The 23,126-nt window shown below is 61.2% G+C and carries 20 protein-coding genes and 1 riboswitch; of the genes, 12 read left to right on the forward strand and 8 right to left on the reverse strand.

What is annotated here, in order from left to right:
• Positions 1-6: 6 nt before the first annotated feature.
• Together GTQ41_RS02500 and GTQ41_RS02505 are read right to left on the reverse strand one after the other, a co-directional pair.
• A complete protein-coding gene (locus GTQ41_RS02500; protein WP_047290946.1) occupies positions 7-1,224 on the reverse strand; it encodes an acyltransferase in 1,218 nt (405 codons plus the stop codon).
• Positions 1,224-3,086: a bifunctional O-antigen ligase/aminoglycoside phosphotransferase family protein gene (locus tag GTQ41_RS02505; RefSeq protein ID WP_047290947.1), complete on the reverse strand. Its 1,863-nt coding sequence runs from the start codon at positions 3,084-3,086 to the stop codon at positions 1,224-1,226. Before GTQ41_RS02505 ends, GTQ41_RS02500 begins: the two co-directional genes overlap by 1 nt.
• Before the next feature lie 153 nt (positions 3,087-3,239).
• On the opposite strand from GTQ41_RS02505, the gene msbA reads away from it, so the two are divergent.
• The 4 genes from msbA to hldE all read left to right on the forward strand — a co-directional run bounded on the left by msbA (position 3,240) and on the right by hldE (position 8,108).
• Entirely contained in the window at positions 3,240-5,042 is a 1,803-nt protein-coding gene (gene msbA / locus GTQ41_RS02510; RefSeq protein ID WP_047290948.1) for a lipid A export permease/ATP-binding protein MsbA, read from the forward strand.
• Between the two features lie 233 nt (positions 5,043-5,275).
• The gene (locus GTQ41_RS02515) at positions 5,276-5,980 is read left to right on the forward strand and encodes a sulfotransferase family 2 domain-containing protein (RefSeq protein WP_047290949.1); all 705 of its coding nucleotides are present in this window, start codon (positions 5,276-5,278) and stop codon (positions 5,978-5,980) included.
• Positions 5,973-6,584: an adenylyl-sulfate kinase gene (gene cysC / locus GTQ41_RS02520; protein WP_047290950.1), complete on the forward strand. Its 612-nt coding sequence runs from the start codon at positions 5,973-5,975 to the stop codon at positions 6,582-6,584. Before GTQ41_RS02515 ends, cysC begins: the two co-directional genes overlap by 8 nt.
• A gap of 102 nt (positions 6,585-6,686) precedes the next feature.
• Entirely contained in the window at positions 6,687-8,108 is a 1,422-nt protein-coding gene (gene hldE, locus GTQ41_RS02525) for a bifunctional D-glycero-beta-D-manno-heptose-7-phosphate kinase/D-glycero-beta-D-manno-heptose 1-phosphate adenylyltransferase HldE (protein WP_041065802.1), read from the forward strand.
• A 78-nt stretch (positions 8,109-8,186) separates the two neighbouring features.
• On the opposite strand, the gene GTQ41_RS02530 is transcribed toward hldE, so the two are convergent.
• The 4 genes from GTQ41_RS02530 to GTQ41_RS02545 all read right to left on the reverse strand — a co-directional run bounded on the left by GTQ41_RS02530 (position 8,187) and on the right by GTQ41_RS02545 (position 11,650).
• Positions 8,187-9,155, reverse strand: a complete 969-nt coding sequence (locus GTQ41_RS02530) for a hypothetical protein (protein ID WP_047290951.1) — start codon at positions 9,153-9,155, stop codon at positions 8,187-8,189.
• A 31-nt stretch (positions 9,156-9,186) separates the two neighbouring features.
• Entirely contained in the window at positions 9,187-9,999 is an 813-nt protein-coding gene (locus GTQ41_RS02535) for an aldo/keto reductase (protein ID WP_047290952.1), read from the reverse strand.
• Complete coding sequence (locus GTQ41_RS02540) at positions 9,996-11,171, reverse strand: FAD-binding oxidoreductase (protein WP_047290953.1); 1,176 nt, start codon at positions 11,169-11,171, stop codon at positions 9,996-9,998. Before GTQ41_RS02540 ends, GTQ41_RS02535 begins: the two co-directional genes overlap by 4 nt.
• Positions 11,172-11,317: 146 nt before the next feature.
• Positions 11,318-11,650, reverse strand: coding sequence for a multidrug efflux SMR transporter (locus GTQ41_RS02545; RefSeq protein ID WP_003221050.1), 333 nt, complete (start codon positions 11,648-11,650; stop codon positions 11,318-11,320).
• 102 nt (positions 11,651-11,752) lie between these two features.
• Between GTQ41_RS02545 and GTQ41_RS02550 the strand changes: the two genes are divergently transcribed.
• Both GTQ41_RS02550 and waaA read left to right on the forward strand, forming a co-directional pair.
• Entirely contained in the window at positions 11,753-12,655 is a 903-nt protein-coding gene (locus GTQ41_RS02550; protein ID WP_047290954.1) for a LysR family transcriptional regulator, read from the forward strand.
• 11 nt (positions 12,656-12,666) lie between these two features.
• Positions 12,667-13,941, forward strand: coding sequence for a lipid IV(A) 3-deoxy-D-manno-octulosonic acid transferase (gene waaA / locus GTQ41_RS02555; protein WP_047290955.1), 1,275 nt, complete (start codon positions 12,667-12,669; stop codon positions 13,939-13,941).
• 165 nt (positions 13,942-14,106) lie between these two features.
• Here the strand turns inward: waaA and GTQ41_RS02560 are convergent, their stop codons facing one another.
• Positions 14,107-15,540 carry a TolC family outer membrane protein gene (locus tag GTQ41_RS02560; RefSeq protein ID WP_041065783.1) on the reverse strand — a complete coding sequence of 478 codons (1,434 nt, stop codon included), beginning with the start codon at positions 15,538-15,540 and terminating at the stop codon, positions 14,107-14,109.
• Positions 15,541-15,745: 205 nt separating this feature from the next.
• A riboswitch (TPP riboswitch) is annotated at positions 15,746-15,851 on the forward strand.
• A gap of 146 nt (positions 15,852-15,997) precedes the next feature.
• Here GTQ41_RS02560 and thiC point away from each other — a divergent pair.
• The gene (gene thiC / locus GTQ41_RS02565) at positions 15,998-17,887 is read left to right on the forward strand and encodes a phosphomethylpyrimidine synthase ThiC (protein ID WP_047290956.1); all 1,890 of its coding nucleotides are present in this window, start codon (positions 15,998-16,000) and stop codon (positions 17,885-17,887) included.
• Positions 17,888-18,087: 200 nt separating this feature from the next.
• Positions 18,088-19,380 carry a putative hydroxymethylpyrimidine transporter CytX gene (gene cytX, locus GTQ41_RS02570; RefSeq protein ID WP_047290957.1) on the forward strand — a complete coding sequence of 431 codons (1,293 nt, stop codon included), beginning with the start codon at positions 18,088-18,090 and terminating at the stop codon, positions 19,378-19,380.
• Here cytX and GTQ41_RS02575 read toward each other — a convergent pair.
• On the reverse strand, positions 19,349-20,095 hold the full coding sequence (locus GTQ41_RS02575) for an RsiV family protein (protein WP_047290958.1): 747 nt from the start codon (positions 20,093-20,095) through the stop codon (positions 19,349-19,351). The genes cytX and GTQ41_RS02575 overlap by 32 nt on opposite strands.
• 230 nt (positions 20,096-20,325) lie before the next feature.
• On the opposite strand from GTQ41_RS02575, the gene GTQ41_RS02580 reads away from it, so the two are divergent.
• The 4 genes from GTQ41_RS02580 to GTQ41_RS02595 all read left to right on the forward strand — a co-directional run bounded on the left by GTQ41_RS02580 (position 20,326) and on the right by GTQ41_RS02595 (position 23,115).
• Positions 20,326-20,943, forward strand: coding sequence for an NUDIX domain-containing protein (locus GTQ41_RS02580; RefSeq protein WP_217325414.1), 618 nt, complete (start codon positions 20,326-20,328; stop codon positions 20,941-20,943).
• Positions 20,934-21,386 (forward strand): DUF1249 domain-containing protein, encoded by a 453-nt coding sequence (locus GTQ41_RS02585; protein ID WP_007967395.1) that lies wholly within the window; start codon positions 20,934-20,936, stop codon positions 21,384-21,386. The genes GTQ41_RS02580 and GTQ41_RS02585 overlap by 10 nt, the downstream gene beginning before the upstream one ends.
• Before the next feature lie 99 nt (positions 21,387-21,485).
• The gene (gene cpdA, locus GTQ41_RS02590) at positions 21,486-22,301 is read left to right on the forward strand and encodes a 3',5'-cyclic-AMP phosphodiesterase (RefSeq protein WP_047290960.1); all 816 of its coding nucleotides are present in this window, start codon (positions 21,486-21,488) and stop codon (positions 22,299-22,301) included.
• Between the two features lie 205 nt (positions 22,302-22,506).
• Positions 22,507-23,115: a YqiA/YcfP family alpha/beta fold hydrolase gene (locus tag GTQ41_RS02595; RefSeq protein WP_047290961.1), complete on the forward strand. Its 609-nt coding sequence runs from the start codon at positions 22,507-22,509 to the stop codon at positions 23,113-23,115.
• Positions 23,116-23,126 lie beyond the last annotated feature (11 nt).

Below are 23,126 nucleotides of genomic sequence, written 5' to 3' on the forward strand. Positions count from 1 at the left end.
TCACACTCAGCGAGCGACTTTCTCCGGCAGGCCCTTTTCGCCCTTCTGGCGCTGGCGCAACCAATGCACAACCTTCTTGCCGGCAGCCATGCCCGGTTGCTCGATATAGAGGAAGGTCACGCTGCTGATCAGAATCAGCAGGCACGTGCAGATCGCCACCAGGGGCAGGTACACCGAAGCTTCCCGCGCATCGATATCCAGCAGCAGCGGCAGCCGTTGCACCATCAGCCACAGGACGAAACCGTGCAGCAGGTAAGTGCTGTAGCTGATTTCGCCGAGCCAGCGAATGCTGCGTGGTTTCAGCGCGCCGAACAGGTTGTTGCCGGACGCCACGATCACGAAAAACAGCGTCAGCAAAAACAGCGGCGCAGTCTTGAACGCCCGACTGAACGCGGTGAACGCAACCACCAGCGCGAGCACGGCGATGATGCTCGCCAGGCGTGACTGGCTCCATGCCACGAGCGCCGGGCGGCGAATCCAGTACGCGGCGGCGATACCGCCGAGGAAACTCGCCAGAAAGTGCTTTTTCAGCGAATGCTCCCAACCGATGATCTGGTACAGCGCGTAGATGCCGATCAGGCACAGCACCACCTGCAACCAGTTGCCGCGGTAGATGAACACCAGTCCGGCGAGTGGCAGTGCCAGGTAGAAAAACACTTCATAGGCCAGCGTCCAGGTGACGTTGGATATCAGCATGCCGGAGTGTCGGTACTGGTTGATGTCCGGGCGGTCGAACGTCAGCCACGCAAGCACCTGCTTGAACAGTTCCAGCCCCGGCTCTTTCAATTGCCAGCTCTGCAAGTGGAAGATCGAGACGAACACCAGCAGCATCAATGGCAGGTACAGCGGGTACAGGCGGAAAACCCGCGAAACGCCGAATGCCAGCCAGTCGTGGTTGCGGCCCTGCGCGAGCAAGCGGCTCCAGAACAGGAACCCGGTGATCATGAAGAACAGCGCGACGCTGCCCTGGCCCAGCATCGAATAGAAGTTGCTCGGGGGGAAGTCGATCACGCCGGTGCGCAAGAAGATCCAGGTAATGATCGAATGGTGCACGAATACACCAAACGCCAGATAGCCGCGCAGACCGTCGATGCTGGCATAGCGGCTTTCGCCGGAATGCTGCAGGTGCCGGGCAATTTTCGGCACCGCGCGCAACAGCAGGGCGGAGGTGACGATGGCCAGCAGGTAGGCTGCCAGCGCAATAAGAGGATTGGTTTCGATCATCACTGAACTCGGGCCGGGGTGTTGCCGGCCAGCACTTGCCTGTGCAGATTTTCAACTGCGGATTTGGACGCCGTCACAGCGTATCCCTGGAGCAGGGCATCGAGGTGATCCTCGAACAGCCAGCGTTTGTCGACAGTGTAACGTTGCATATGACGCAAATTGCGTTGACGCATCGAAAGGCTGAGCGGGGTCGGGTAGATGCGCAGGTCGGCCAGATCAATCAAGCCGAACTCGCCATCTTCCAGTACCAGTACGTTGCCCAGGTGCAGCGAGCGGAAGTACACGCCTTTCTCATGCAATTGCGCCATGAATTTGCCGAAGCGTTCGATCAACGCCTGACGCACCGCCGGGGCGGTAATGCTCTGCAGCACCTGACGCAGGGTGTGGCCAGGCAACGGTGCGTAATGCACGGCACTGCTGCCATCATCGAGACGGTAAACGTTCAATACTTGCGGGGTGGGAATCCCCATCTGGCGCAGTTGTTCGCTGTTGACTGCGAACCGCTCGGAGTAGGGGTTGAAGCTGCCGGAGGTGTACCAGCGGCGGCGACGGAACAGTTTGAGGAAGCTGCCATCGTTCAGGCACAGGACTTTCGGGCCCAGGCCGTCTTCTTCAATGATCCGGGCTTCGCGGCTCAATTGCTCAAGGCCTGTCACCGACAGCTTTTGCACGGGCAGGGTCAACAGCCGACGCGCGCGTTGATTGATGCTCAGCGCCGCGATCAGTGCCAGCGGGATCCACAGCAGGAACCAGTGCTCCTTGGGCCGCGAAATGATCCCGCCACCTTCCGTCAGGCCTGCGCCGATACCGAATATCAGCCAGGTCGAAGCAATGATCAGCATGGGCTGTACACGCTGACGCCAACTGCTCAGCAGGCCCCATAGCAGGAAGAACAGCCATGGCAGCAGGCCGATGATGCCGACGTAATACAGAACCCCCAGGACAAAACTGTGCGGCTCCTGAAAACTGACACCGTTGCCGGGGTCGACAGCCAGGCTGGCGCTGTAGCCATGGCCGATCCAGGGGTGATCAGCAATCATGTGCAGCACTTTCTGCCAGATTTCCAGGCGGTAGGAATCGCCACGTTCAATGATCATCTGCGCAAACAGGGTCAGAACGGTCGCGGCACTCAGGACCAGCGCGATCAGTAACCCTACCGAGCGTCGGTTCCAGCAAATGAAACACAGCCACAACGCGGCCATGGTCAGTGCTACCAGCGGCGTTCTGGAGCCGGTGCCGATCACCGCCATGAACATGACGGCCATCGCCGGGACGCTGAGCCACATCATCTGGCGGCGCTTGCAGGTCATGGTCACACTCAGCCAGTAGGCGCTGAAGAACCCGAACAGGTGAGAGCTGAGCAGCGGATTATCGAAGGCGCCGCCGCCAATCAGGCGCATCCCCGGTTCATAAATCCGTGCGAACATGAACAGGAAAATGGTGGTAGCAATCAGGGCGACCAGCGCTGCGCCGAACAGCAAGGGTTGCAGGATGTCGCTGCGGTAGCGCACCAGCAGGTAGCAGCCGGCAAACAGCAGCAAGGTATGCAGCGGCGGCTTGAACATTCCGCCGAGCGGCTCCCCGCCCGGCCCCCAGGCGAGGCTGAGCAACGCCCATGCAGCGAACAGCAGGACCGCGACGAAAACCGGCTCGCGCAGCAGCTCCTTGAGCTCACGCGGGCGCAGGCACAGTGCGATCAGTGTCGGAATGCTGAACAGCCCGTAGAACAACTTGTGATGAAGGCTTCGACCCGGCAAAAAGAACAGCGCGCACAGGAGCAGGAAATAACCGGTGGGGAGTATCCACAGGCTAATGAAATCGAAAACTCGATTGGACGTACCGCTGAAGCCGCGAAGTTGCATGCTGTGAGATTCATTCCTGAGGTTGATCGACCATTCGAGTGATGGCTATTTGATGCAGAAAAGGTGCATAACAATAACAGCCTTTCGCCGATTGCCAGAACCCTGAAGAAGCTGTGCTAAAGTCAGCGTCCTTTTTATCGACTTTCGCGTGATATGACCGACTCCAGTCCCGCCGCAAGCCCTTCGAGCTTGAAAATCTACTTCCGCCTGCTCGGCTACGTCCGGCCGTACATCAGTCTGTTCCTGATCAGCATCGTCGGCTTTCTGATTTTCGCCTCGACGCAGCCGATGCTCGGCTACATCCTCAAGTACTTTGTCGATGGCCTGTCCAATCCTGAAGCGGTGCTGTTTCCCTCCGTGCCTTACCTGCGTGACCTGCAACTGCTGCAGGCCGTACCGCTGCTGATCATTGTGATCGCCGCGTGGCAGGGGCTGGGCTCCTATCTGGGCAACTACTTCCTGGCCAAGGTTTCCCTGGGGCTGGTGCATGACTTGCGTGTGCAGTTGTTCAACAACCTGTTGGTGCTGCCCAACCGCTATTTCGACAAGCATAACTCCGGTCATCTGATTTCGCGTATCACCTTCAACGTGACCATGGTCACGGGGGCGGCAACAGATGCGATCAAGGTCGTAATCCGTGAAGGGATGACGGTGATCTTCCTGTTTGCCTCGCTGCTGTTCATGAACTGGAAGCTGACGCTGGTAATGGTCGCGATCCTGCCGCTCATCGCCTTGATGGTGCGCACCGCGAGCAAGAAATTCCGCAAGCAGAGCAAGAAGATCCAGCTGGCGATGGGTGATGTCACGCATGTGGCCTCGGAAACCATCCAGGGTTATCGCGTGGTGCGCAGCTTCGGTGGCGAGGCTTACGAAGAACAACGCTTCCTCAACGCCAGCCAGAGCAACACCGACAAGCAACTGCGCATGACCCGTACCGGCGCGATCTACACGCCGATGCTGCAACTGGTGATCTACACCGCCATGGCGGTGCTGATGTTCCTCGTGCTGTTCCTGCGCGGTGACGCCTCGGCCGGTGACATGGTCGCCTACATCACCCTGGCAGGTCTGCTGCCCAAGCCGATCCGTCAATTGTCCGAAGTCAGCTCGACCATCCAGAAAGGCGTGGCCGGTGCCGAGAGCATTTTCGAACAACTGGACGTCGAGCCGGAAGTCGATACCGGTACGGTCGAACGCGATTCGGTGAGCGGTCGCCTGGACGTGCGCAACCTGAGCTTCACCTACCCGGGCACCGAGCGTCAGGTGCTCGACGACATCAGCTTCTCGGTCCAGCCGGGACAGATGGTCGCGCTGGTCGGCCGTTCCGGCAGCGGCAAGTCAACGCTGGCCAACCTGATTCCACGCTTCTATCACCACGACAAGGGCGAAATCCTTATCGACGACGTGGAAATCGAGCAGTACAAGCTGCTCAACCTGCGTCGTCATATCGCCCAGGTGACCCAGCACGTCACCCTGTTCAGCGACACCGTGGCCAATAACATCGCTTATGGCGATCTGGCCGGTGCACCCCGCGAAGACATCGAGAAAGCCGCGCGTGATGCCTACGCGATGGACTTCATTTCGCAACTGCCGCAAGGCCTCGACACTCAGGTCGGCGAGAACGGTGTATTGCTCTCCGGTGGCCAGCGCCAGCGTCTGGCAATTGCCCGCGCGCTGCTCAAGAACGCGCCGCTGCTGATTCTCGACGAGGCCACCTCGGCACTCGACACCGAGTCCGAACGGCACATTCAGGCGGCACTGGATCAGGTGATGAAGGGGCGTACCACGCTGGTGATCGCTCACCGTCTGTCGACCATCGAGAAGGCCGACCTGATTCTGGTCATGGATCAGGGGCGGATTGTCGAGCGTGGTACCCATGATCAGTTGCTGGCGCAAAATGGTTACTACGCGCGCCTCAATGCCATGGGCCTGGATGCGCCGGCCGAAGATATCGCCTGATTCCAGGCCCTGTCCTGTGGGAGCGAGCCTGCTCGCGAAAGCACTGCAACAGACGACGTCCGTGTCGCATGTTCACCCGCTATCGCGAGCAGGCTCGCTCCCACAGTCGTTTGTATCCAGACCTTTACCCTTCTTGACCAAACCGGAATAAATCCGGGCATCGCGCTTGTTAAGGTTCCCCAACGAACTCTGACTTTCATCGAGGGGGCCATCCCCGTCGCGCGGGTGCTTTCATGTTGCAACGCTATCTCTGGAAACTGCTGCCCAAGCCGCAGCGAGCCTTTCTGCTCGGGCGCCTGTCGGTGGTCGATCGGCAGGTGGTGAACAAGTCGATGTCGGCCAACCTGACGTTTCCCCAGCCCTTCCAGCAGCGCTCCTGCCTGTTCATCCATGTCCCGAAATGTGCCGGCAGCAGCGTTTGCACGGCGTTGTTCGACGGCTGGCGTCCCGGGCACTTGCCGTTGTACTGGTACGAAGAGCAATTCCCCGAGCAGTTCGCCAACGCCTTCAAGTTCGCCTTTGTCCGCGACCCGCTGGAGCGCGCCTATTCGGCCTACGCCTTTTTGCGTGGCAACGAGTTGAGCGCGCGTGACCATTCGGCGCAGCAGTTGGTGCGGCAGTACCGGGATTTCGACGATTTTGTCGCGCGCTGGCTGCATCCGGAAACGGTTGCCCGGCAATTGCACTTTGCGGCACAGACCGACTTTCTTACCGATTCGCTGGGGCATCTGGCGCTGGACTTCATCGGTTATCAGGAACACTTGGCGCGGGATTTTCGTCTGGTTTGCGAACAGTTGGGGCTGACTGGCGAGTTGCCTCACGTCAACGGCTCGCGGGAAAGGCAAGCAATGCCGGCGCGGGAGTTCTGTACGGTGCGCACCCGGCGTCTGGTGCGTCGGGTTTATCAGCGTGATTACGAGTTGCTCGGTTATGAATGAGTTCCTGTCAATGCCGATGCAAGCCCCGGCCATTCGGCCTTACGGTCTGGCGTTATCACATCAGGCCCGTGCAGCGCTCAAGGCGCAACGCCCACGCTGCCTGTGGCTGACCGGATTTTCCGGCGCCGGTAAGTCAACCTTGGCCAATGCCCTCGAACTGCACCTGCATGCGTCGGGTCTGCACACCTTTCTGCTCGATGGGGACAATGTGCGCAATGGCCTGTGTCGCGACCTGGGCATGAGCAACGCCTGCCGCCGGGAAAATACTCGGCGCATGGCCGAGGTAGCACGGTTGATGGTCGACGCCGGGCTGATAGTGATCGTTGCGGCCATTTCGCCGTTTCGCGCCGAACGCGACGCTGCGCGCAGGTTGTTTGCCCAGGGTGATTTCATCGAAGTGCACGTCAGCACTTCGCTCGAAGTCTGCGCCCGTCGCGATCCGAAAGGGTTGTATCAGGCCGTGCGGGAAGGAAGGATCAAGCACTTTACGGGCGTGGACAGCCCTTACGAAGCGCCATTGGCAGCCGAGTGGCAGATCGACACCGAGGCGCTGGAGTTGTCCGAATCCTGTGAGCAACTGGCGGCGCTGGTGCTCAAAAAATGAGCAAAGTAACGGACTGTTTCATCCTGTTGCAGGCTGCACTCAAGCCTGCGCCAACCCTGTGTTAATATCGCGGCCCTGTTCATTTTGTATGTGGGTTGCTCCATGAAGTTGTCCATGCCGCGATTCGATCAAGCCCCAGTCTTGGTGGTCGGCGATGTCATGCTCGACCGTTACTGGCATGGTGGAACCTCACGGATTTCCCCTGAGGCACCGGTTCCGGTCGTAAAAGTCGAGCAAATCGAAGACCGTCCGGGCGGTGCTGCCAACGTTGCCTTGAACATTGCCGCGCTCGGTGCGCCGGCGTCGCTGGTCGGTGTGACCGGTGATGACGAAGCTGCCGACAGCCTGAGCAACAGTCTCAAGGGCGCTGGCGTGCGTGCCCTGTTCCAGCGCATCGCGCATCAGCCGACCATCGTCAAACTGCGGGTCATGAGCCGGCACCAGCAATTGCTGCGTATCGACTTCGAAGAACCGTTTGCCACCGATGCGCTGGCCCTGGCCTCGCAGGTCGATGATCTGCTCGAAGGGATCAAGGTGCTGGTGCTGTCGGACTACGGCAAAGGTGCATTGAAAAACCATCAGGCCTTGATTCAGGCGGCCCGGGCCAAAGGCATTCCGGTGCTGGCCGATCCCAAGGGCAAGGATTTTTCGATCTACCGTGGCGCCAGTCTGATCACGCCGAACCTCAGCGAATTCGAAGCCATCGTCGGTGGTTGCGCCGATGAGCACGAGCTGGTGAGCAAGGGCGCCGCCCTGATGCACGATCTCGAACTCGGCGCGCTGCTGGTCACCCGTGGCGAACACGGCATGACCCTGCTGCGTCCGGAGCATCCGGCGTTGCACCTGCCGGCCCGTGCCCGTGAAGTGTTCGATGTGACCGGTGCCGGTGACACGGTGATTTCCACCCTCGCAGCGGCAATTGCTGCCGGTGAAGAACTGCCGCACGCGGTGGCACTGGCCAACCTGGCCGCCGGTATTGTGGTCGGCAAGCTCGGTACTGCAGCGATCAGCGCTCCGGAACTGCGTCGCGCGATCCAGCGTGAAGAAGGTTCGGAGCGCGGTGTTCTGGGGCTGGAGCAACTGGTACTGGCAGTGGCCGATGCTCGCGCGCATAACGAGCGCATCGTCTTCACCAATGGCTGCTTTGACATTCTGCATGCCGGGCACGTGACTTACCTTGAGCAGGCGCGTGCCCAGGGCGACCGTCTGATCGTGGCGATCAACGATGACGCCTCGGTCAGCCGTCTGAAGGGGCCGGGGCGTCCGATCAACAGTGTCGACCGACGCATGGCGGTCCTCGCAGGCCTCGGCGCGGTGGACTGGGTGATCAGCTTCCCGGAAGGCACCCCGGAAAACCTGCTGCGCGAAGTCAAACCGGATGTGTTGGTCAAGGGGGGGGATTACGGTATCGACCAAGTGGTCGGCGCCGACATCGTCAAAGCTTACGGCGGCACGGTGAAAGTGCTGGGGCTGGTGGAAAACAGCTCGACCACGGCGATCGTGGAAAAAATTCGCGGTCACTGATTCAAGCTAAAAAGATCGCCGCCTGCGACAGCTTCCGCATTGGAATGCGAGCTGCCGCAAGCGGCGATCTTTTGCGTTTCAGGAACTGACTTTCTTGCGCGGTACGATCTTCTTCAACAGTTGCTTCGCCTTGCCGCGCAACCGCGCCAGGCCCGTGGGTTTCTCCGGCGGCGTCAGGCCTTGTTGACGTAGCCAATCCTTCCAGCGAATCCGCTCCTCGCGCACCAGCCAGCCATCCTGTCTGGCAAAACTTTCGGCCAGATACAGACCGCGCGTGCCGGCCGGAGACAGCAGGCCTTTCTTCAAGGTGTACAGCTCGGCCAGCGGCTCGCCATCCTGCAACGGCATCAGGTACAGATCCGGACGCTTGCGGTCCAGGCGCGCCACCAGTTGATCACCCTCCAGCCGCTCATCGACATGAAACAGGCTCAGCGATTTGGCTTCTTTTGGCACTTCCAGGCGCAGGTCGTAGATCAGTTGCAGCGACGCGGTGGGCAAATGCACATAGGCCCGGGGCCGTTCGAGCAATTGCAGATTGGCACAGCGCACCGGCCGCGCCGAGCCGGACAACGGCGTCAAGCGAAACGGCAGCGCTTCGCGGTAATGCAGGGCGGACGAGTAGGGCGCGGGCAGCCACGTGTCGTTGAATCGCCCGCCGAGCCAGCCCTCCGGGGTTTCCAGCAGGCACTCTTCGGCAATCTCTTGAATCGCGGTGTGCAGCGGGATGTTCAGCTCATGGGCTGGCACGTAACCGGAAATCAGCTTGAGCACCACGTCGCCGCGATCCTGCCGACGCTGGCGCACCAGCACCCAGTAGTCGCGATTCTGCCAATGCAGGGTCAGGCGCACCGAGACTCCGAGGTTGGCCAGTTCCACCGCGAAGCGCTCGGCATCCGCCACGCTCACCGGTTTGCGCCGCTGCAAGGTCTGGGCGAAATTCAGCGGCATGCCGACGCTCTGATAGGTCAGGCCTTCGGGCGTGGCCTCGACGAACAGCGGCAGTGTCTTGAAGTTGCTCGGGTTCTTTCTGATGAGCGTGCGCGGCATGTCGGCTCCTGCTTAAGGCCGCGAGGCGGCGTCAGTGACCACGAAGGACCTGGGCAACGGTCGCAACGTTATGGGCGAGGTGCAGCGGATTGATCGTTCCGACAATAGCACTGGCCACGCCGGGCTGCCGGAACAGCAGCTCGAAGCTGGCGCGTACCGGGTCCACGCCGGGGCTCAGACACACATGGCCGCTGGCCAGCGCCTTCTTCACCAGAATGGCTTTGCCGTGGGCAGCAGCATAGTCAATGACTGGCTGCTCGTGCTGTTCGTTCAGATTGTAGGTGACCATCGCGCAGTCCCCTTGCTCCAGCGCCTTGAGTCCGCCTTCGACGGTTTTGCCGGAGAAACCGAACCCGCGAATCTTGCCCTCGGCCTTGAGTGCGGCAAGGGTAGCGTAGACCTCTTCGTGCTCAAGGATCGCCAGGTCGTTGCCGTCGGAGTGCACCAGCACCAGGTCGATAAAGTCGGTTTCAAGACGTTGCAGGCTGCGCTCGACCGACATCCGCGTGTGTGCGGCGCTGAAGTCATGCCGCGACAGGCCGTCGGCAAACTCTTCACCGACCTTGCTGACGATCACCCAGTCCTGTCGCTGGCCGCGCAGTAACGGGCCGAGGCGTTCTTCGCTGCGGCCATAAGCCGGAGCCGTGTCGATCAGGTTGATGCCCAAACCTTTGGCCTGATTGAGCAGCAAGCGTGCCGCGTCATCGTCGGGGATCTGGAAGCCGTTGGGGTATTTCACGCCCTGGTCGCGGCCCAGCTTGACCGTGCCCAGGCCCAGCGGGGACACCAGCAGGCCGGTGCTGCCCAGCGGGCGATGCAGTTCGTGCAGGGTCGCTACGCTCATGGCAACAATTGCTCCCAGGCCGGTACGCCCATTGGTGGTTTTGGCAATGCCGGCAGTGGTTCGGTCGGTTGTGGCTGAATGCCGTCGCGCTCCAGTGAGGCGATGACCCGGTCGGCAAAGTCCGGTGCCAGCGCCAGTTTGGTCGGCCAGCCCACCAGCAGGCGACCCTGCTCGGCAAGGAAAGCGTTGTCCGGGCGGGTCAGGCCGGTTTGCAGCGGTTCGGCGCGATCCACCCGCAAGGTCGCCCATTGCACCTGACTCAGGTCGATCCACGGCAGCAATTGGCCGAGTTCTTTCTGCGCAGTGGCGATCTGTTCGGCAGGCTCGCGGGCCACGCCATCGCTTTCGGCAATGTCGCCGCCCAGGTACCAGACCCAGTTGCCATCAGCGGCCGGGTGAGTCGTGACGGTGATGCGCGGCTTGGTGCCGCCACCCAGGCAATGGGCGTACAGCGGCTTCAGGCTTGGGCCTTTGGCGATGATCATGTGCAGCGGTCGGCGTTGCATCGCCGGTTGGGTCAGGCCCAGATGTTCCAGCAACTGCGCGGTGCCGGCCCCTGCGCTGAGCACGATGCGCTGGGCACGAATCTCGCGGCCGTCGACCTTCAGGCCGACCAGCACGCCCGCTTCCAGCAGCGGCTCGATGGTTTGTCCGGCGAGCAGACCGTCACCGGCCAGATCGGCCAGACGCTGGATCAGGCTCGGCACGTCGACCACCAGTTCGGCGAGGCGATAGACCTTGCCTTTGAAGCGCTTGTCTTGCAGCGCCGGCGGCAGTTGATCGCCCTTGACCTGATCGACTCGGCCACGCACGGCTTTACTGGCGAAGAAACTGGTGAGGTTGCCGGCGAGGGTGCCGGGCGACCACAGGTAATGCGCTTCGGACAGCACGCGCACGCCGGACAGGTCCAGCTCGCCGTTGCCGGCCAGCGCCTCGCGCCAGCGGCGCGGCATGTCGGCGATGGCTTCCGAGGCGCCGGTCAGTGCACCGTGCAGCGCGTATTTGGCGCCACCGTGAATGATGCCCTGGGACTTCACACTCTGCCCGCCGCCGAGGCTGGCGCTTTCCACCAGCACGGTCGAAAAACCCTGGCGGCGCAGACGCGCGTTCAGCCAGAGGCCGGCGACACCAGCGCCGACAATCAGAACGTCGGTGGAAATAACGGATGGCATGCAACGACCTCAGTGTTCAAGACGAGGGCGCAGTATACAGACTCGGGGATCGGAGCTCAGAGGCGAAAAAAGATCGCAGCCTTCGGCAGCCCCTACAGGGATATGCATTCCAATGTAGGAGCTGCCGAAGGCTGCGATCTTTTTCTTCAATGCCCGGCAGTCTTGGAAAACAACTGGATGACCACCACGCCGAGCACGATCAGCGCCATCCCGAGCATTGCCGGCACGTCCAGCTTTTGTCCATAAATAAACAGCGCCGCGACGCTGACCATGACGATGCCCATGCCCGCCCACACGGCGTAGGCGACACCCACCGGCACGGTGCGGACAACGAGGGTCAGCATCCAGAAGGCGATCCCGTAGCCGACGATCACCAGGATCAGCGGCAGCGGGGTGCTCAAGCCTTTGACCGCTTTCATCGAAACGGTGGCGATCACTTCGGCGCAGATGGCGATAGCCAGGAAGGCGTAGGCGTTCATGTGTAGATCCTCATGTAAAACGTTGCTTGCTGAGGCGGCATTCTAGTGATTCGCCAGATGCGGTAAAGTCATTACCTATCTGTTTTGAAGATGGGTCGATCGATGAATACCCAGTGGAATCTGGAACAATTGCGCGCCTTCGTCAGCGTCGCCGAACAGCGCTCGTTCTCCGCCGTCGCACGTCAGCAGCGCAAGGCGCAGTCAGCCATCAGCAGCGCGATTGCCCTGCTGGAAGATGATCTGGGCGTCTGCCTGTTCGAGCGTAGCAGTGGTCGCCAGCCCCGACTCACCGAAGCCGGCGAGGCGCTGCTCGAAGAGGCGCGAGAAGTGTTGCGTCAATGCGAGCGTCTGAACGGTCGGGCGATGGCGATGATGCGCGGTCAGGAAGCGCAGTTGCGCGTGGCCCAGGACGAGGCCATGCCTTATCAGGCACTGGTGGAAAGCTTCGATGCGCTGGCCGGGCAATTTCCTAGCCTCGAAGTGCAACTGACCAGCGCCGCTCAGGGCGAAGTGGCGCGCAAACTGGTCGAACGCCGTGCCGATCTGGGCCTGCTGTTCTATCACGATGAGATCCCCGAAGCGCTGGAACGTCGGGTCTTGGGGCGGGTGGAAATGGTCACCGTCTGCGGCATCAATCATCCGTTGGCGACGCAGTCCTACGTCACCTGCCAGCAGCTGGCGCAGCATCGGCAATTGCTGATGTCGACGCAAACCAGCGTCTATCCCGGCAACGAGCCAGCCAGCCCGCAGGTGTGGCGTGCCGACAGTTTCTATGTGATGGCCGAATGGCTGGTGCGGGATCTTGGCTGGGCGTGGCTGCCCCGGCATGTGGTGCAGTATTCAGCCTATCAGGGCCTGATGGTTGAGCTGGACAGTGAGTGGACGCCGCCGGCGCTGGTGGTGGAACTGGTCTGGCGCCGCGACGAACCGCTCGGCCCTGCCGCAAGGTGGCTGGCGGAACGTTTTGTCGTGCACTTGCGGGCGATCGGCGACAAAAGTCGATAAACTCCGCCGCCATGAATAGAACTCTCTACACCGCGCTGTTTTACCTGGGGCTGCCATTGGTGGCAATTCGGCTGTGGCTGCGCTCGCGCAAGGCTCCGGCGTATGCCAAACGGATTGGCGAGCGCTTCTCTTACGGCATGCCGTCACTGCGACCCGGAGGCATCTGGGTGCATGCAGTATCGGTGGGAGAGAGCATCGCCGCTGCACCGATGATTCGCGCCTTGCTGCAACGTTATCCGCAGCTGCCGATCACCGTGACCTGCATGACCCCGACCGGATCGGAGCGCATACAGGCACTGTTCGCCAGCGAGCCGCGCATCCAGCATTGCTATCTGCCATACGACTTGCCGTGCGCAGCGGCGCGTTTTCTTGATCACGCCAAACCGAAACTCGCGGTGATCATGGAAACCGAACTGTGGCCCAACCACATTCATCAGTGTGCCAAACGCGGGATCCCGGTGGCGCTGGCCAACGGTCGTCTGTCCGAGCGTTCGGCGCGGGGCTATGGGCGCTTCAGCAAGCTGACCGCGCCGATGCTCGCTGAAATGAGTTTTTTTGCGGTGCAGACCGAGGCTGAAGCCCAGCGCTTCCGCGATCTCGGCGCGCGTCCGCAGACGGTCGAGGTCACTGGCTCGATCAAGTTCGACCTGACCATCGACCCGCAACTGCTGCAGCGCGCCCATGAGTTGCGCGGCCAATGGCAGGCGCTGGAGCGCCCGGTGTGGATCGCTGCCAGTACCCACGATGGCGAAGACGAAGTGGTGCTCGACGCCCATCGTCGCCTGCTGGCTAACTACCCGAATGCGCTGCTGATTCTGGTGCCTCGTCATCCCGAGCGTTTCAATTCGGTGTTCGAGTTGTGCCAGCGCGAAGGGTTTGCCACGGTGCGTCGTTCCACCGGTGCCAATGTCGAGGCAAACACCGCGGTGTTGCTCGGCGACACCATGGGCGAATTACTGTTTCTTTACGCGTTGGCGGACAGCGCCTTCGTTGGCGGCAGTCTGGTGCCGAACGGAGGACACAATCTGCTGGAGCCAGCGGCACTGGCGAAACCGGTGCTCAGCGGCCCGCACCTGTTCAACTTCCTCGACATCGCCGCGCAATTGCGTGAAGCCGGGGCATTGGCTGAAGTGGATGATGCCGAAGGGCTGGCGGTGGAAGTGCAGCGCCTGTTCGAATTGCCGCGCGATGCCCAGCGCATGGCCGAGGCGGGACTGGCGGTGATGCGGCGTAATCAGGGAGCGTTGCAGCGGCTGCTGGATGGGCTGGGCCGGTTAATCAAATAGTCGCCTGGAACATTGTGGCGAGGGGATTTATCCCCGATGGGTTGCGCAGCAGCCCCAAACCATTCACCTCGGTGATTCAGTCAGATCGGGTAAGCCGGGTTTACGACTGCTGCGCAGTCGAATCGGGGATAAATCCCCTCGCCACAGGGGATTTATTCAGATTGTTTACGGCCGCGCCTTGAGCTGTGCTTCGGCGGCCTTGGCCAGATCCGGCGGGAGGAAATCCTTGTCCGGGTTGTAGTCGGCCTTCAAATAACGTCGCAGGTCTTCCAGATCACCCGGATTCAACGTCCCCGCCGCCTGCTTCAAGCGCAGGTTGTCGAGGATGTAGTCGTATCGGGTGTTGTTGTAGTTGCGCACCGAGGTGTACAGCTGACGCTGAGCATCGAGCACGTCGACGATGTTGCGCGTCCCCACCTGATAACCGATTTCCGTGGCTTCCACCGCGCTCTGGTTGGAAATGATCGACTGGCGCCGCGCCTGTACCTGCTCGACATCGGTGTTCACCGCGCGGTGCAGGTTGCGGGTGTTTTCGACGATCTGCCGGCGCAGGGCTTCGCGCTGCTGTTCGCTCTGATCCAGTTGCGCATAGGACTGGCGCACTTGCGAACTGGTCAGCCCGCCGCTGTAGATCGGAATGTTCAGTTGCAACGCCAGCGTGCGTTGATCGACGTTGCCACCGTACGGCGTGCCGAAGGCGTTCGGGTTGGCGAAGCCGAGGGCGTCGTTGTCACCCTTTTCGTATTTGGCCACGGCGTCGAGGGTCGGCAAGTGGCCGGCCTTGCGCTGCTTGAGGGTCTGTTCGGCGGAGCTGACCGCAAAGTTGCTCGCCAGCAGATTGAGGTTCTGTTTGGCGGCGGTGTCAACCCAGGCCTTGGCGTCGTTGGGTGTCGGCGGCAGGATCGGCAACGTATGGACGATGCCCTGAATCGAGTTGTACTGACGGTTGGTCAGGGTGATCAGCGCTTCGAAGGCATCGTCGACCTGACGCTGGGCAACGATCCGGTTGGCACGCGCGGTGTCGTAGCTGGCTTGTGATTGCAGGACGTCGGTCTTGTCCGACAGGCCGACATCGAAGCGCTCGTTGGACTGGTCGAGCTGACGCTTGAACGCGGCTTCTTCTGCCTTGGTCGAAGCCAGGTTGTCCTGGCTGCGCAGCACGTTGAAGTAGCTTTCGGCTGATTGCAGGATCAGGTTCTGTTCGCTGGCCGAGAGTTGCAGGGCGGCCTGTTCGTTGACGTCCTTGGCGGCCTGATACTGGAACCAGCGGTCGGCACGGAACAAGGGCTGGGCCAGGGTCGCCTGATAGGAATGCGCGCTGCGATTGGCAATGGCTGAAGGCTGGTCGATCGAGGTGCGCACATCCGCCACTTCGGCGCCGCCGGACAGGTTCGGCAGCAAGCCGGCACGGGCCTGTGGCACCACTTCTTTCTGCGCGCCGTACTGGGCGCGGGCGGCGGCCAGATCGGCGTTGTTGTCGACGGCTTCCTGATAGACGCTGACCAGATCGGTCTTGGTCGACAAGGGCGCTTCTGCTGCCCAGGCCATTGCGTTGGACGCACAAGACACGGCAAGAGCCAGTGAAAGTTTGCGCAGCATGAGGCGATCCCTAGCAAAAATATTACGAAAATAATGTGCGCGCCAAGGCTACGGCGCGGCCCCGACAGCGTCAAGGTGCGCAGGGCAAAGCGAGTGTAGTTGTGCAAACGTGCGGCAACAATCCTGCAAGTCCCGGTAATTGCGCCATTCATCATGGTGTTTGCCGCGGTGTTGGCGTTCTTTGCCGGTTGTGTCTAGACTGGCCGGGTTCTTGTCGGGGTGCCTTGCTATGAGGCTGAGATCGAATAATTTCGGATCCCGTTGAACCTGATCAGGTTAGCGCCTGCGTAGGGAACAAGATTTCTCGTCACCCGGCGAGTCCTCTTGTGCTTCGTCCGGGAAATTGTTCGACAATCGAACGCTCGACGACGATGCACAGCACCAGTCCTGGTGCGTCCGTGCCTTTCAGGTTCTGCTCCGACAATCCATTGCCTGGATGCTGTCTGGAGAGCCCGTGATGACTACAAAAGCAAAAAACGCGATCAACCTGAGTGACTCGGCCAAGGTCGATGAGCAGTCGGTTCAGCCGTTCACCCGTTCGCAAAAAGTCTACGTTCAGGGCTCGCGCCCGGACATCCGCGTGCCGATGCGCGAAATCACCCTCGATGTGACGCCGACCGACTTCGGCGGCGAAATCAACGCGCCGGTCACCGTCTACGACACCTCGGGCCCGTACACCGATCCGAACGTGGTGATCGACGTGCGCAAAGGTCTGGGCGACGTGCGTTCGGCGTGGATCGATGACCGTGGCGACACCGAGCGTCTGCCAGGCCTGAGCTCCAGCTTCGGTCAGGAACGTCTGGCCGATCCGGAGCTGACCAAACTGCGTTTTGCTCACGTCAACAACCCGCGCCGCGCCAAGGCCGGGGCCAACGTCAGCCAGATGCACTACGCGCGCAAAGGCATCATCACCGCCGAGATGGAATACGTCGCCATCCGCGAAAACATGAAGCTGCAAGAGGCCCGAGCTGCCGGCCTGTTGACTCAGCAACACGCCGGCCACAGCTTCGGCGCGAGCATCCCGAAAGAAATCACCCCTGAGTTCGTCCGCGAAGAGATCGCCCGTGGTCGCGCGATCATTCCGGCCAACATCAACCACGTCGAACTGGAACCGATGATCATCGGCCGCAACTTCCTGGTGAAGATCAACGGCAACATCGGCAACAGCGCCCTGGGTTCGTCCATCGAAGAAGAAGTGGCGAAACTGACCTGGGGCATTCGCTGGGGTTCGGACACCGTGATGGACCTGTCCACTGGCAAACACATTCACGAAACCCGCGAGTGGATCATCCGCAACTCGCCGGTGCCGATCGGCACTGTGCCGATCTATCAGGCGCTGGAGAAGGTCAACGGCGTTGCTGAAGACCTGACCTGGGAGCTGTTCCGCGACACGCTGATCGAACAGGCCGAGCAGGGCGTCGACTACTTCACCATCCACGCCGGTGTGCTGTTGCGCTACGTGCCGCTGACCGCCAAGCGCGTGACCGGCATCGTGTCCCGTGGCGGTTCGATCATGGCCAAGTGGTGCCTGGCGCACCACAAAGAGAACTTCCTCTACACCCACTTCGACGAAATCTGCGAAATCATGAAGGCCTACGACGTCAGCTTCTCGCTGGGCGACGGCCTGCGTCCGGGCTCGATTGCCGACGCCAACGACGAAGCGCAATTCGGCGAACTGGAAACCCTCGGCGAGCTGACCAAGATCGCCTGGAAACATGACGTGCAATGCATGATTGAAGGCCCGGGCCACGTGCCGATGCAGTTGATCAAGGAGAACATGGACAAGCAGCTGGAGTGCTGCGACGAGGCGCCGTTCTACACCCTCGGCCCGCTGACCACCGACATCGCCCCGGGTTACGACCACATCACCTCGGGTATCGGTGCGGCAATGATCGGCTGGTTCGGTTGCGCCATGCTCTGCTACGTGACACCGAAGGAGCACTTGGGTCTGCCGAACAAGGATGACGTGAAGACCGGGATCATCACCTACAAGATCGCCGCCCACGCAGCGGACTTGGCCAAAGGGCATCCAGGCGCGCAGATTCGCGACAACGCTTTGAGCAAGGCGCGTTTCGAATTCCGTTGGGAAGACCAGTTCAACCTCGGTCTGGATCCGGACACCGCGCGTTCGTATCACGACGAAACCCTGCCGAAGGATTCGGCCAAGGTCGCGCATTTCTGTTCGATGTGCGGGCCGAAGTTCTGCTCGATGAAGATCACTCAGGAAGTCCGCGAATACGCGGCCAACCAGCGGATCGACGCGGTCGACGTGGACGTCGCCCAAGGCCTGGCGGAACAGGCCGAGCGGTTCAAGAAGGAAGGCAGTCAGCTGTATAAAAAAGTCTGATCCCTGACTGATCTTTTGTGGTGAGGGGATTTATCCCCGATCGACTGCGCAGCAGTCGCAATTTTGAGAACCGGGTCCTTCAGATGTACCGCATTCTCAGGTTTTGGGGCTGCTGCGCAGCCCATCGGGGATAAATCCCCTCGCCACAAGTGGGCCAGCTTGATCACACACAACAACAAATGTCCCTCTGAGATAACACCTTGAGCATTCAACCCGGCACTTATTCCCCCGACCTCGCCGTATCCGCCGACAAGCGAGTATTCGGCGGTCGCGATCTGTTTTCCCTGTGGTTCTCCCTCGGCATCGGCTTGATGGTATTGCAGACCGGCGCGTTGCTCGCGCCTGGTCTGGGCCTTTCCGGTTCGCTGCTGGCGATTTTCCTCGGCACGCTGGTTGGCGTTTTGCTGCTGGCCGCCGTCGGCGTGATCGGCAGCGACACCGGCCTGTCATCGATGGCCGCGCTCAAACTCAGCCTTGGCAGCAAAGGCGCGAGCCTGCCGGCGCTGCTCAACCTGCTGCAACTGATCGGTTGGGGCTCGTTCGAAATCATCGTCATGCGTGATGCCGCCAGCCTGCTCGGCACTCGCGCGTTCAGCGAAGGTTCGCTGTGGGCCAGTCCGATGCTCTGGACGTTGTGCTTCGGTGCGCTGGCGACTTTGCTCGCGGTCAGCGGGCCGCTGACGTTCGTGCGCAAGATCCTGCGCAAATGGGGTATCTGGCTGATCCTGGCGGCGTGCATCTGGCTGACCTGGAATCTGTTCGCCAAGGCGGATCTGGCGGCACTCTGGGCGCGTGCGGGGGACGGTTCGATGCCGTTTGCCGTGGGCTTCGATATTGCCATCGCGATGCCGCTGTCGTGGCTGCCGCTGATCGCCGATTACTCGCGTTTCGGCAAGCGCGCGAAAAACGTATTCGGCGGCACGGCGATCGGTTTCTTCGTCGGCAACTTCTGGTTGATGAGTCTCGGCGTGGCCTACACCCTGGCGTTTGCGCCAAGCGGTGAGGTCAATGCGTTGCTGCTGGCACTGGCCGGGGCCGGTCTGGGCATTCCGCTGTTGCTGATTCTGCTGGATGAGTCGGAAAACGCGTTCGCCGACATTCATTCGGCAGCGGTATCGAGCGGGATTCTGTTGCGTTTGAAGGTCGAGCATCTGGCCTTGGCCATCGGCGTGATCTGCACCCTGATTGCACTGCTGGCGCCCTTGGCGCAGTACCAGAACTTCCTGTTGCTGATCGGCTCGGTGTTCGCGCCGCTGTTCGGCGTAGTGCTGGTGGATCACTTCATCCTGCGCAAGCGCAGCGCCTACGTGGCGTCAGCCGCATTGCGCTGGCCGGCGCTGTTGGCATGGCTGGGCGGGATCAGCACCTACCACTTGCTGGCGAATCTGTATCCGGATGTCGGCGCGACCCTGCCGGCACTGGTGCTGGCAGGGCTGTTGCAACTGGTGCTGGGCCGGGCTTTCAGTTACGGCCGGGAAACAGCTCGGGTTTGAGGATGCCGTTCAGACGCGGGTAAGGAATCTTCAGTTCGACGTGGCCCAGCGCGTAAGGCGCGATGGTGCTCACGTCGTACTTGAGGATCACGCCACCGTAGGTCAGCGCCACGTTCGGGGTTTTCACGAACGGCCAGCTCTTCACGAAATCCGCTTCCTGATCGAGCTTGGTGCTGATCAGCCAGCTGTTGTGCGCCACCTGCGCAGCCTTCCAGAACACGTCTTCCTGACCCGGCAGCAACATGTCCGACAGGTTCAGCACTTTGTGCTGCTGACGCGAGTAGTTGATGAAGCCGCGCCCCGGGGTGCCATGGGCGCCGCCGGTGTCGAGGTAGCTCGACAGTTCGATGATCACCAAGCCGTCATGCTGCTCGCGTACCTTGGCCTGCAGATAGCTGCTGTTGCGCGGGCCGGCGGTGCGCAGGAATTGATCACGATAGGCCGCCAGGGTTGGCGCGACCGCTGCGTTTTGCTCGGTGCGGGTCATTTGCAGCAGGCGCTTTTCGATAATGCCGTCCAGTGCAGGCTCGGCCGCGAAGTGCACGGTATCGATATTCACCAGCGGACAATCAGGGTTGGAACAGCCGGGTTTCAGGGTTTCCGAGGCGTCGCGGGTGGTTTCCAGCGGCGTGCGGTAGTTGGGCTGGAACAGGTTGGCGCAGGCACCCAGGGTCAGGGCGATGGCGGCCACGGAGGCAATTTTGAAAAGCGACATGGGCGTCCTTTCTGAAACAGGGGAAGGCAAAAAGTTATCCGCTTCGACTCTCGCCGAGGCAGTCAGTTCGCCACTAAGCTAATTAGAGTGGGTTTCGCCGCCACCGTCCATCCCGCTGACGGTAAAGGGGCTGCATCAATCATCACCGGCGCGTTAGGATGGCGCGAAGTCGAGGTTGCCGGTCACCACAAGGCACCTCGTATCGGGATTTGCAGTAAGAGAGGATGCTCATGACAGATTTTGCCAACGCCACTCCGGCTAACGTCGACGTCGTAAAGCGCGAGCGCTGCTACGAGGGCTTCTACAAGCTCGACCGTTTGCACCTGCGCCATGAGCTGTTCGCCGGCGGCATGAGCCGCGAGATCAACCGCGAAGTCTTCGTGCGTCACGATGCCGTGTGCCTGCTGCCGTACGATCCGCAGCGTGACGAAGTGGTGCTGCTAGAGCAGTTTCGCGTCGGGGCCATGGGCAAGACCGACAACCCGTGGCTGGTTGAGCTGGTCGCCGGTCTGATCGACAAAGTTGAAGTGCCGGAAGAAGTTGCTCACCGCGAGGCACAGGAGGAAGCTGGACTGGACATCAAAGCCCTGTGGCCGATGACCAAATATTTTCCGTCGCCGGGCGGCAGCAACGAATTCGTGCATTTGTACCTGGGGCACTGCAGCACCGGCGGCGCAGGCGGCCTGCACGGGCTGGAGGAAGAAGCAGAAGATATCCGCGTTACGGTCTGGGCCTTTGAAGATGCCTTGCAGGCCGTCCGTGACGGACGCATTGCCAATGCGGCGAGCATCATCGCCTTGCAATGGCTGGCGCTGAACCGCGCCGAAGTGAGGGGGTTATGGTCGTAAACAAGCTGCGCGATCGTTATCGAGTTGACCTTGCGGGGCTGCAAGCCGCCTGTGAGGCCAACTACGCGCGCCTGATGCGACTGGTGCCGGACATGCGCAACGACCCCGAAGCGCGGCGCATCGCCGTGACCCAGGGCGAGCAGATGCTCGGCGTGCTGGCCCTCGAGGTGCTGCAGACCTGCCCGTACACCACCACTTTGCAGGTGCGCCAGGAGCACAGTCTGCCGTGGTTGCCGGTGCCGCAATTGGAGGTGCAGGTCTATCACGATGCGCGCATGGCCGAGGTGATCAGCGCCGAACATGCACGACGCTTTCGCGGCATCTATCCTTACCCGAACGCCGCGATGCATCAGCCGGATGAAAAGGCCCAGCTCAATCTGTTCCTGGGGGAATGGCTGAGCCATTGCCTGGCCCTGGGGCACGAGTACGAAGTCGTACGCTAGTTGTGAACTGCGTCCGGTTCGCCGGTTTCCCCTTTGCACCATCCCCCAGCATAATTGCGGCACTCAACCGATTCCGTGCTTTTGCCCTGGGAGAACGCCTTGCCGAGCGTATCCACATTGACCACCGCCGATCCGGCGTTGCTGGTGCAGTTATCCGACAGTCACCTGTTCGCAGAGGCGGACGGCACGCTGCTGGGCATGAACACCCGCGAGAGTCTGCAAAAGGTCATTGAGCAGGTACTCAAGCAGCAGCCGCGGATTGACCTGATGCTGGCCACGGGGGATTTGTCACAGGACGGAACACTTGAGTCGTATCAACTGTTTCGCCAGATGACCGCGCAGATCGATGCGCCGGCGCGCTGGATTCCCGGCAATCACGATGAGCCGCAAATCATGGCTCAGGCCGCGGTGCAAAGTGCATTGCTGGAATCGGTGGTCGATGTCGGCAACTGGCGCGTGACCTTGCTCGATTCGGCGGTGCCGGGCTCAGTGCCGGGCTATCTGCAGGACGATCAGCTGCAACTGCTGGCCCGTTCGTTGAGCGAAGCGCCGGAGCGCCATCATCTGGTGTGTTTTCATCATCATCCGGTGTCGATCGGATGCCCGTGGATGGAGCCGATCGGCTTGCGCAACCCGGAGGCGTTTTTCGACGTGCTCGATCGTTTTCCACAGGCCCGCGCGGTGCTGTGGGGGCATGTGCATCAGGAGATCGATCGCGAACGCAACGGCGTACGGCTGATGGCCTCACCGTCGACCTGCATCCAGTTCGAACCGGGCAGTCACGACTTCAAGGTCGGCGAACAGGCGCCGGGCTATCGCTGGTTGCGGCTGTTGCCGGACGGGCGGCTGGAAACCGGTGTCGAGCGCGTTACCGACTTCCAATTCACCGTCGATTACGGCTCCAACGGCTACTGACCCCCCCTGTAGGAGCTGCCGAAGGCTGCGATCTTTTGATCCTGTTTTTAAAATCAAAAGATCGCAGCCTTCGGCAGCTCCTACAGGAGGTAGCGGGGACCGGGAGGGCAGCATTGCAGCAGGGCATGCACATCATTTGTATGGCCCATCCCACCGCGACTCCCTGTAAACTCCGCTATCTTTCGCCGACACTCAGGGAGCTCCAATGTCCGGTTCGATCCTCTATATCCACGGTTTCAACAGCGCGCCAGCCTCGAAAAAGGCCTGTCAGCTGGTCGAGGTGATGGAACGGCTGGGTTTGAGCGAGCAATTGCGTGTCCCGGCGCTGCATCACCACCCGCGTGAAGCCATCGGTCAGTTGCAGCAGGCGATTGCTGAGCTGGGCCGGCCGTTGCTGGTGGGAAGCTCACTCGGCGGCTACTATGCGACTCACTTGGCTGAGCGCCACGGCTTGAAAGCCCTGCTGGTCAACCCGGCGGTCAGCCCGCACCGGATGTTCGACGGCTACCTGGGCACGCAGAAAAACCTGTATACCGATGAGACCTGGGAACTGACCCATGACCATGTGACGGCCCTGGCCGAGCTGGAAGTGCCGGCACCCGTGGATGCGCAGCGCTATCAGGTGTGGTTGCAGACCGGCGATGAAACACTGGACTATCGCCTCGCCCAGCAGTATTACCGGGCCTGCGCCTTGCGCATTCAGGCCGGCGGCGACCATGGTTTCCAAGGGTTTGCCGGACAATTGCCGGCGTTGCTGAGTTTTGCCGGCATTGGCGCCGATTTGTACCAGGCAATTGATTTCACCGCACTGTGACGTCTTGCCCC

The organism is Pseudomonas sp. AN-B15, from assembly GCF_019056475.1.
Lineage (GTDB): Bacteria > Pseudomonadota > Gammaproteobacteria > Pseudomonadales > Pseudomonadaceae > Aquipseudomonas > Aquipseudomonas parakoreensis.